The sequence below is a fragment of the Bartonella sp. AR 15-3 genome (assembly GCF_002022445.1).
Classification (GTDB): Bacteria; Pseudomonadota; Alphaproteobacteria; order Rhizobiales; family Rhizobiaceae; genus Bartonella.
The window spans coordinates 20,945-31,382 of the sequence record NZ_MUYE01000001.1 but is presented as its reverse complement, the minus strand read 5'-3'; the positions used below and the strand labels follow the sequence as shown (position 1 = coordinate 31,382).

At 36.5% G+C, this 10,438-nt stretch carries 8 protein-coding genes and 1 pseudogene; 6 read left to right on the top strand and 3 right to left on the bottom strand.

Translation table 11 applies throughout. The annotated features are described in order from the left end of the window. The first annotated feature begins 66 nt into the window (after positions 1 to 66). Together rbfA and truB are read left to right on the top strand one after the other, a co-directional pair. The gene (rbfA, locus tag BAR153v2_RS00130) at positions 67 to 483 is read left to right on the top strand and encodes a 30S ribosome-binding factor RbfA (protein ID WP_078679786.1); all 417 of its coding nucleotides are present in this window, start codon (positions 67 to 69) and stop codon (positions 481 to 483) included. Continuing rightward, positions 480 to 1,439, top strand: coding sequence for a tRNA pseudouridine(55) synthase TruB (truB, locus tag BAR153v2_RS00125; protein WP_078679785.1), 960 nt, complete (start codon positions 480 to 482; stop codon positions 1,437 to 1,439). The genes rbfA and truB overlap by 4 nt, the downstream gene beginning before the upstream one ends. 104 nt (positions 1,440 to 1,543) lie before the next feature. On the opposite strand, the gene BAR153v2_RS00120 is transcribed toward truB, so the two are convergent. Continuing rightward, a complete protein-coding gene (locus tag BAR153v2_RS00120; protein WP_078679784.1) occupies positions 1,544 to 3,166 on the bottom strand; it encodes an MFS transporter in 1,623 nt (540 codons plus the stop codon). Between the two features lie 307 nt (positions 3,167 to 3,473). Here BAR153v2_RS00120 and rpsO point away from each other — a divergent pair, with 307 nt between their 5' ends. From rpsO to BAR153v2_RS00105, 3 genes are all read left to right on the top strand, one after another. Beyond that, complete coding sequence (gene rpsO, locus BAR153v2_RS00115) at positions 3,474 to 3,743, top strand: 30S ribosomal protein S15 (RefSeq protein ID WP_078679783.1); 270 nt, start codon at positions 3,474 to 3,476, stop codon at positions 3,741 to 3,743. 227 nt (positions 3,744 to 3,970) lie between these two features. Beyond that, on the top strand, positions 3,971 to 6,172 hold the full coding sequence (gene pnp, locus BAR153v2_RS00110) for a polyribonucleotide nucleotidyltransferase (RefSeq protein WP_078679782.1): 2,202 nt from the start codon (positions 3,971 to 3,973) through the stop codon (positions 6,170 to 6,172). A 72-nt stretch (positions 6,173 to 6,244) separates the two neighbouring features. Then, on the top strand, positions 6,245 to 7,243 hold the full coding sequence (locus tag BAR153v2_RS00105) for a class I SAM-dependent methyltransferase (RefSeq protein ID WP_078679781.1): 999 nt from the start codon (positions 6,245 to 6,247) through the stop codon (positions 7,241 to 7,243). 20 nt (positions 7,244 to 7,263) lie between these two features. Here BAR153v2_RS00105 and hslU read toward each other — a convergent pair whose 3' ends face one another. Both hslU and hslV read right to left on the bottom strand, forming a co-directional pair. Beyond that, entirely contained in the window at positions 7,264 to 8,571 is a 1,308-nt protein-coding gene (gene hslU, locus BAR153v2_RS00100; RefSeq protein ID WP_078679780.1) for an ATP-dependent protease ATPase subunit HslU, read from the bottom strand. Beyond that, positions 8,572 to 9,153 (bottom strand): ATP-dependent protease subunit HslV, encoded by a 582-nt coding sequence (gene hslV / locus BAR153v2_RS00095; protein ID WP_078679779.1) that lies wholly within the window; start codon positions 9,151 to 9,153, stop codon positions 8,572 to 8,574. Between the two features lie 202 nt (positions 9,154 to 9,355). On the opposite strand from hslV, the pseudogene BAR153v2_RS00090 reads away from it, so the two are divergent. After that, positions 9,356 to 10,344 (top strand): annotated as a pseudogene (locus tag BAR153v2_RS00090) (asparaginase). The last annotated feature ends 94 nt before the right edge of the window (positions 10,345 to 10,438 follow it).

Sequence of the window (10,438 nt, the reverse complement as noted above, 5' to 3'; positions counted from 1 at the left end):
TAATATCTCTATCTTTCTTTATTTTTTAAGAGAACAAAGGAAAAACAGAGTATAAAAGGAATAATTTTGGTAAAAAATATAAGTTCATCACAACGTCAATTAAGAGTAGGAGAACAGGTCCGCCACGCCATAGCTCACATATTGCAGCGGGGTATTTTGCTTGATGATACCTTTAAAAATATTGTTATTTCTGTCTCTGAAGTGCGTATGTCATCAGATTTGAAAGTTGCTACTTGCTTTGTTTCTTTTCTTAATACCGTGGATAAAGCTTCTCATGATACTATCGTTAATGCTTTAAATAAAAATAGCCGTTTTATCCGTGGAGCAATCAGTCATCAGTTACGGCAAATGAAATACATGCCTACACTCCGTTTTCGTTTCGACAACAGTTTTGATAATTTTGCTAAAATTGACGCTTTACTCCGATCCCCTGAAGTTGCGCGTGATCTTCGTAATGATAAACTTAAAGATAAAAAAACGTGACACGACAACGCAAAAAAAAAGGTCGTTCTATTTCCGGCTGGATTATCCTTGATAAACCTAAAGGAATGAGTTCGGCAGCAGCTGTCTCAAAAGTCAAATGGCTTTTTAATGCACAAAAGGCTGGACATGCTGGCACACTTGATCCCCTTGCTTCTGGCATATTACCTATTGCACTAGGAGAAGCAACAAAAACTGTTCCTTATGTTATGGACGGTGCAAAAACTTATCATTTTTGTGTAGCCTGGGGAGAAGAGCGTTCCACAGATGATTTAGAAGGTGAGATTACTAAAATATCTCCGATACGCCCAACACAAGAAAGTATCCTTACTCTTTTACCAAAATATACAGGTATTATTTGGCAAAAACCTCCACAATTTTCAGCAATTAAAATTGCTGGTAACCGTGCCTATAATTTAGCGCGCAAAGGTACAAGTATTGAAATTCCACCTCGTCAAGTGGAAATTAAAACCCTCAAACTCATCGAAATCACTGCTCAAGGACATTCTATTTTTGAAATGACATGTGGAAAAGGAACCTATGTACGTTCCTTAGCACGTGATATGGGACATGATCTCGGTTGTTATGGGTATATTGCTGACCTACGCCGTATAAAAGTCTCACCTTTCAGAGAAAATGATCTCATTACATGGGATGAATTAAAGGCAGCAATATCTCGTAAAGAAACAACAGATCAAAATTGTACTTTGCCGAAGAGAGATTTCTCTACACTTGATCAGTTCTTGATTAAAACAGATACCGCATTACATTGCCTATCACACTATACTCTCAATGAAACTCAAGCACTCCATATAAAGATGGGTAATTCAGTAGCTTTATTTGAAAACAACATCCCTATCGATAAAGAAAATGTCTATGTAACTTACAAAGACCAGCTTCTGGCTATAGGTACAATTGATAAAAATCAATTTAAACCAAAACGGATTTTCACAATTTAATGAGCTGTTATTTCCAATGCTACGCTAAGCAGCCCCCTACAGAAGATTTTTTTCTACACTGACAGCTCTTTTCTATTTTACACTTCAGTTCTACAACACTCAAATTATTGATTATTGGACAGTTTCAAGTGTATCTCATTAATCTTTGGTACTGTTTGCCACTTAATCATGCGATGCACCTTTACACTATTGGAAATGCGGTTTAATTTATCAAGGTTTTTATTAACCTCTACATCTGCTTTTGTGCGACGGCGATTATGGCGCAAATAATCCACCCATGTTGGTATATGATAAGACTCTGTCCAATATTCTGGTCTCTCAAGATCACGTAAAAGAATCCACTGGCGAGCTCCATCACGTAGTCGAATATGGCGACGACGTATCATAACCTCGAGAAACTCTGCAAGATCATTTTCATTAATTTGATAATCAATCATAATCATAATTGGACCACTTTGTGCTTCTAGATCTAATGGAGGCTCTGGCTCTCTGTATTGATCAAGCGGCTCAAAATTAATTTGAGGAATTTCCTGAATCTTGAATTTGATGCCTGCAAGAGCTCCACAAATTAAAAATATTGCACAAACATTCAAAGCAACTGTTAAAGAATAGCCCTCAGCTAATATACCCCAGATTGCACTTCCAACGGCCATACCACCATAAGATGCAGTTTGATAGAAGGCTAAAGCACGTGCAACAACCCAGCGTGGTGTAGAAAGCTGTACAGATGTATTAAAGAGTGATAATGCCAAAACCCAACATAAACCAGCAGGAAATAAAATAAAGTGGCTTATAAACAACGAATGACTCATTGCTAAAACAAAGCAAGAAAAAGAAAGTCCAACAAATGCGCTTGCAACAATTATTTCTGACTTAAAATGACTTCGTACAAACGCATTAATCACGCCAGCGGTAATAGCTCCCAAACCAAAACAACTCAGTAATGTACCATAAAGCAGTGCATTTCCCTCAAAAAATTCATGTACAACGATTGGCAATAGCGCAAAAATAAAAATAGCACCCGCACAAAAAAGGAATGCTCTTACCATAATATTCAAAAGATTAGGAGACATTACTACATAACGGAGACCATCTGCCACAGCCGCTAAAAACCTCTCCCGTGGCAATGTATTACTCTTATAATTTGGTTTCCATAAAAACAAAACGCTAATCAAAGGAATATAACTTAGTGCATTGACAAAAAAAGCTGTAATACTACCAAAAGTAGAAATAATAACTCCTCCAATAGAAGGGCCTACACTGCGCATCAAATTCAAACCAACACTATTCAGACTAACGGCAGTAGAAATATCTTCTCGGCTTACAATATCCCCTATTGTTGCTTGCCAAGAAGGATTATACAAAGCGGTTCCACATCCAATCAAAAATGTAAAGCATAAAAGAAGCCAGGGAGTAATTAATCCCATATAAGATAAAATAACCAAACTAATTGAGAGAATCATCATCATAATTTGTGCGAAAAGCATAATATAACGCCGATTAAAATTATCAGCTAATGCACCTGCCATCAGAGAAAAAACAACAAGTGGCAATGTCGTAGCACTTTGCACAAACCCTACCATAGAATGTGAAGAACTAATCAATGTCATCATCCAGCTTGCTCCAACCGTCTGTACAAGCCCCCCTAAATTAGCTACAAGAGTAGCAACCCATAAATTTCTGAATGTTGAATTATGAAAAATCTTTAATTTTGAAACCCTCTGCATCTTTTGTCTCCAAATCAGCAGTTTATTCTTCCCTTTACTATTAGTACATTATGTAAAGTTATAATCTTATCTATCAATTAGAATAATAATTTTTTAAGAAACTTTCATAAAAAAGTCTCAAAATAAACTCATTTAAAGAAAATCTTCAAGGGCTAGTATTTTAACTTTATTTACTATATAAGTATCAAATATCAGCATCAAAACAAGTAAGATTTTCTCTCTTTTTGTTTTTTGTTCTTTTATAACCTTTGCTGGATGGCATCTCGGCTACAGGTGTTTTTTGCTCATTTCTTGAAAGGATAATACGATGTCAATTACTGCTGAGCGTAAACAAACTCTTATTACAGAATATGCAACTAAAGCCGGTGATACAGGTTCACCAGAAGTTCAGGTTGCTGTTCTTTCTGAGCGTATTTCTAATTTAACTAACCACTTTAAATCTCATAAAAAAGATAATCATTCTCGTCGCGGTCTTTTAAAAATGGTGTCCCAACGCCGTCGACTTCTTGATTACCTAAAAAGCGTTGATCAAGATCGCTATCAGAAGCTTATCGAAAGATTAGGCCTACGCCGCTGAAGATAAAGTGGGGGAGTATTTTTCTATGAAAAATCACTCTTTTCTTTTAATATGTTGCTGGTCAGCAAAAACTAATGAAGAATCGTGAGCAATATTGCTGGATGCTTTCATTTGATCTATCATTTATTTCTCTCTGCACAAAAATAGAAATGTCTTGTCGTATTGCCCATAACTTTAAAACATAATTCAAAACCAAAACGTAAATATTAGGTCATTAAGGATAGAAAATGTTTAAAACCCATAAGGTAGAAATTGAATGGGCCGGCCGGCCATTGATCCTCGAAACAGGAAAGATTGCACGTCAAGCAGATGGTGCAATTATTGCTACATATGGTGAAACTGTTGTTTTGGCAACCGTTGTTTCAGCAAAAACTCCAAAACCAGATCAAAACTTTTTTCCACTCACTGTTAATTATCAAGAAAAAAACTACGCAGTTGGTAAAATACCTGGAGGTTATTTTAAACGTGAAAACCGTCCAAGTGAAAGTGAGACCTTAATTTCACGGTTGATTGACCGTCCAATTCGTCCTCTCTTTGTTGATGGCTATAAAAATGATACACAAGTAATCGTCTCTGTCATCCAGCATGATTTAGAAAACAATCCTGATATTCTTGCTATAATTGCATCTTCTGCTGCGTTAACTCTATCAGGTATTCCTTTTATGGGCCCAATTGCTGCTGCTCGTATTGGTTATTGTAATGGACAATATATTCTCAATCCTAATATTGATGAGATGCCTGAATCAAAACTTGATCTCGTTGTTGCTGGAACAGAAAATGCTGTACTAATGGTCGAATCAGAAGCGCATGAATTACCTGAAGATGTAATGTTGAATGCTGTCATGTTTGGCCAAAAAAGTTTTCAGCCTGTAATTAATGCTATCATAAAACTTGCCGAAGTAGCTGCTAAAGAGCCTCGCGACTTTATTCCAGAGGATCTGTCTATCCTTGAAAACAATATGCTTAAAATGATTGAACAAGATTTAAGAGACACTTATACAATTACCGACAAACAAAAACGCCATGCCGCGATTGATCTTCTTAAAGAAAAAGTTATCAATAACTTCATACCAGAAGCAGAAGAAAACTGTGAATTTAATACAGATCAGATCGCAACTGTTTTCAAAAATTTGCAAGCAAAAATTGTTCGCAAAAACATCCTTGATACGGGAAAACGTATTGATGGACGTAATCTTTCAGACGTTCGTCCAATTCAATCAGAAGTTGGTCTTTTCCCTCGTACACACGGGTCAGCATTATTTACTCGTGGTGAAACACAAGCACTTGTCATAGCAACACTAGGAACCGGAGAAGATGAGCAATATATAGACTCCTTGACAGGTATGTATAAAGAAACATTCCTTCTTCATTACAATTTCCCACCTTTTTCAGTAGGTGAAATAGGCCGTATTGGTTCTCCCGGCCGCCGCGAAATTGGTCATGGTAAATTAGCATGGCGCGCTATTCATCCCATGTTACCGACAAAAGAATCATTTCCTTACACCATTCGTACTGTATCAGAAATTACTGAATCAAATGGCTCTTCTTCAATGGCAACTGTTTGTGGAACCTCACTAGCGCTCATGGATGCAGGTGTTCCTTTAGCTCGACCTGTTGCTGGTATTGCAATGGGTTTGATTAAAGAAGGTGAACAATTTGCTGTTCTATCAGATATTTTAGGAGATGAAGATCACCTTGGCGATATGGATTTTAAGGTAGCAGGTACAGAAAACGGCATTACTTCTTTGCAAATGGATATAAAAATTGATGGCATTACTGAAGAGATTATGAAAATCGCACTTGCACAAGCTAAGGATGGTCGGATCCATATTCTCAATGAAATGGCAAAGGCCTTAGCTCGTGCACGTAGTGAACTCAGCGAATTTTCTCCACGTATTGAAATAATGAACATTCCTGTAGATAAAATTCGTGACGTTATCGGTTCTGGTGGTAAAGTGATACGAGAAATTGTGGAAAAAACTGGAGCTAAAATTAATATTGAAGATGATGGAACAATTAAAATTGCCTCTTCTGATTTAAAAACCATTGAAGCAGCAAAACATTGGATTCTTTCAATTGTTGATGAACCTGAAGTCGGTTCTATTTATCAAGGAACAGTTGTTAAAATTGCAGAATTTGGTGCATTTGTTAATTTTTTTGGTTCTCGCGATGGACTTGTTCATATCTCTCAACTCGCATCAGAACGGGTAGCAAAAACGACTGATATTGTCAAAGAAGGTGATAAAGTTTGGGTTAAATTAATGGGCTTTGATGAACGTGGTAAAATTCGGTTATCAATGAAAGTTGTTGACCAACAAACTGGAAAAGAACATATCCATGATGACTCAATAGAAACAGATAAAGGCAATAATATTCATGAAAGGAATCCATCCGAAAAGAAAAACCGTCGTAAGAAAAAAGAGGATTAGTTTTATTTTCTTATTATAAAATAAAATGCCATTCTAAAATATTGAAGAGGCATTTCCTTGAAAGAATAAAATGTGTCTCTGTTTTTACCTTTTGAAAACTATGATCTCCCTAAGCCTTATTCGAATCAACATTTTTTAGGTTTTGGTTTAACCAAAGTTCCTGATAAACAGTGGATAAAAAATCTTGACATTATAACCCCTTGGCGACAAGACTTTTTAAAATTTACCAATGCTAAATTTCAATGTAGCCCACAAATAAATCAAACTATAATCTATGATGGAGCACTGCTACAACTTAGTAAATATCGTGATCTTAATCAGAATCGTTTTCTTGACCTATTAGAAAAAGTCAAACCTGGAGGCTGGATCATCATCAGTGGAGAAAAAACAGTTGGTTCTGCCTCAATGATGAAATGGATTAACACTCTTGTTCCTATTAGTAAAAAATTATCCAAAAATCATAGTCATGTCTTCTGGCTTCAAGTACCGCGACAAATAGACAAACAAAATATTGCTCATTTTCGCTCATTACCACTCAGTTTTGGAAATAAATTTCAAACTACTTCTGGTATGTTTTCTCACGGTCGTATTGACCCAGGATCTGCTGCACTTGTGCCTTATATGCACAAAATCATTTTTGGAAAAACAGCTGATTTTGGAGCTGGTTGGGGATTTCTTTCCTATACTGCACTTGAAGTAAGCAAAAATTTAACCGCACTCGACCTTTATGAAGCTGACTATAATGCTTTAGAGGCAGCAAAAAAACATCTGAAACATATAACAACCTCTCTTCCAATTGGCTTTTATTGGCATGATCTTGTTTATGAGCCTATAAAAAATCTTTATGATACAATTATTTCAAATCCACCATTCCATACACAACAAACAACAGATATTTCATTAGGACAGCATTTTATTATAAATGCTGCAAAATATCTTAAACCTAAAGGTCGCTTACTGCTCGTTGCCAATCGTCATCTACCTTATGAAACACTATTAAAGAAACTCTTCCACACAGTTTTTATACATGAAGAAGTTCATGGTTTCAAAATCATAGAAGCACGTCGATAGACTAAAATACAAAAAATCTTCTAAAGAACAAAACGTGAAAGATCGATATCAGAAGCAAGCTCTCCTATAGATTTTCTGACATAATCAGCATCAACTTTAAATGAAGTACCGGCTTTATCAGGTGCTGTAAAAGAAATTTCATCCAAAACACGTTCCATAACCGTTTGTAAACGACGTGCTCCAATATTCTCGATCCTCGCATTTAAATCAACAGCGATATCGGCTAAAGCATCAATTGCGTCATCAGTAATTTCTAAATGAACTTCTTCCGTTGCCATTAAAGCAATATATTGTTTAATCAAACTAGCTTCAGGTTCAGTAAGAATACGCCGTAAATCTTCTCTTGTTAAAGCATTTAACTCTACACGGATAGGCAAGCGACCCTGCAGCTCTGGTAATAAATCAGAGGGCTTAGATACATGAAAAGCACCAGAAGCAATGAAAAGAATATGATCTGTTTTTATTTGCCCATATTTAGTCGCAATTGTTGTTCCTTCAACTAAAGGCAAAAGGTCCCTTTGAACTCCTTCGCGTGAAACAGTAGCAGTTGCCCCACCATCGCGAGTTGCAATTTTATCAATTTCATCAATGAAAACAATTCCATCATTTTCAGCAACACGCAGTGCCTCTTGAATAATTTGATCTTGATCCAGAAGTTTCTCGGATTCATCATCAATTAATGGTTTAAAAGCATCCTTTACAGTTGTTTTGCGTATCTTTGTACGAACGCCCATCTTTCCAAAAAGATCTGATAAATTCATAATACCCATTTGTGCACCAGGCATACCAGGAATATCAAAAGTTGGGGCACTATTACTATTATCAGTTACTTCAATCTCAATTTCTTTGTCATCTAATTCTCCTTCGCGCAATTTTTTACGAAAACTATCACGGGTAGCAGGACTTGCGGTTTTTCCTACAAGAGCGTCTAAAACTCGTTCTTCAGCATTAATATGAGCTTTTGCTTTTACTTCATCACGCTTTTTTTCACGTACAAGAGAAATTGCAATTTCAACGAGATCACGAATAATCTGCTCAACATCGCGGCCTACGTAACCTACTTCGGTAAATTTAGTAGCCTCTACTTTAACGAAAGGAGCTCCAGAAAGTTTTGCTAATCGACGAGCTATCCCTGTTTTACCAACACCTGTCGGCCCTATCATCAGGATATTTTTAGGCATAACTTCTTCACGCATCTGCCCTTCAAGCTGTTGTCGACGCCATCGATTACGCAGTGCAATAGCAACAGAACGCTTAGCATCATTTTGTCCAATAATAAAACGATCAAGTTCAGAAACAGTTTCACGAGGGGAAAATACAACACACATTCAAATAGCTTTCTCTAAAGAAGGTAACTCAGCATCCAATGTTTCTATTGTAAAATGATCATTGGTGTAAACACAAATTTTAGCTGCAATACTCATAGCTTTACAAGCAATAGTTTCTGCATCTAAATCCGTGTCCATTAGTACTCGTGCAGCTGACAAAGCAAAATTACCTCCAGAACCAATTGCCATCACTCCATCTTCTGGTTCTAATACATCACCAAGACCTGTTAAAGCCAAAGTAGCTTTTTGATCGGCCACAAGCATCATTGCTTCAAGACGACGTAAATAACGATCAGTACGCCAATCTTTTGCGAGCTCTACACATGCACGCATAAGCTGATCAGGATATTGCTCAAGTTTTGTTTCTAATCTTTCTAATAGTGTGAAAGCATCTGCTGTAGCGCCTGCAAAACCAGCTATCACTGCTCCACCCTTCCCAAGACGACGGACTTTGCGTGCATTGCTTTTCATAATTGTTTGTCCAAGTGAAACTTGACCATCACCCGCCATAACTACTTTATTGCCTTTTCTTACCGTTACGATTGTCGTACCATACATAATATCAGGCTTATGCTCTGTCATAAGAAAACTCCTTAACATTGCTTCCTTTTATCATACATAAAATCAAATCACTAATCCCTTTATTTAGTAATATATATAGCAAAACACAATAATTGAGCACACCTCAATTTTTCTCAATATAAAAAATGATATCATTGTTGTACACTCGAATTATTGTTATATTGTTTTGTATAAGCAATCTGCCTTCTTATAGGGGAAAATTATGAAAAGAATAGCAGTAGGTACACTAGGTGGAACAATTGCAATGACAGCCAATAATTTAGGCCAAATGCAACCAACTTTAACATCAGATATACTCATAAAAAATGTTCCTAATTTAGAAAAAATTGCTGATATTCATAATCACACGTTAACACAACTACCAAGTGGATCTTTATCTTTTAAAATTCTGCTTGAAACAATAGAATGGGCAACAAAACAAATCAAGATCGGCGCAGATGGTATTGTTTTAACGCAAGGAACCGACACATTGGAAGAAACAGCTTTTTTCTTTCCCTCTATTGGAATAAAGCTGAACCGCTTGTCGTAACTGGTGCTATGCGTACACCCTGTGCAGCAGGAGCTGATGGACCTGCTAATTTTTTAGCTGCAACCCGCGTTGCTGCTGATCCACAAAGTCGTAATAGAGGAGTTCTAGTTGTAATGAATGATACTATTCATTCACCCTACTGGGTGCAAAAAAGTCACACTGTTAAAGTCGAAACATTGCAATCAGGTCTGACAGGCATTCTAGGAACAATTTTAGAAGGAAAACTCTTTTATTTTAATGATCGAAATTTTTTCCCTACAACTTTCGCACTACCTAAAAAAAATGATCATCAAGTTGCACTGCTATATTCCTCTTTATCATCTGATACGCACTTGATGCAATTTTGCCTTGAAAGTGGGCATTATTCAGGCCTTGTCATAGCAGGTTTTGGTGCAGGCCACTGCAGTTTTCAAGAAGCAAATATAGTGCGACAATACGCAAAGAAAATACCAATCATCATTGCAAGCCGCTCTTATCATGGCCCAACAATTCGTACAACTTACGGTTATAAAGGTTCAGAAATTGATATGATTTCTTCTGGTGCTTTAATGTCTGGCTATTTATCAGCAGTAAAAGCACGTTTACTTTTATGGGCTTTTTTGGCAGAAGGTTTATCACAAAAACAAATCATTGCATGCTGGAATGATTGGACTATAAGTTAATTCACTATTTTAAAGCAAAACATGATTTAAAAAAAAACAGTCTGTTGTTCTACTCTTAATCATAACAATTTCTAAAAAATAATCTAAAAACTCT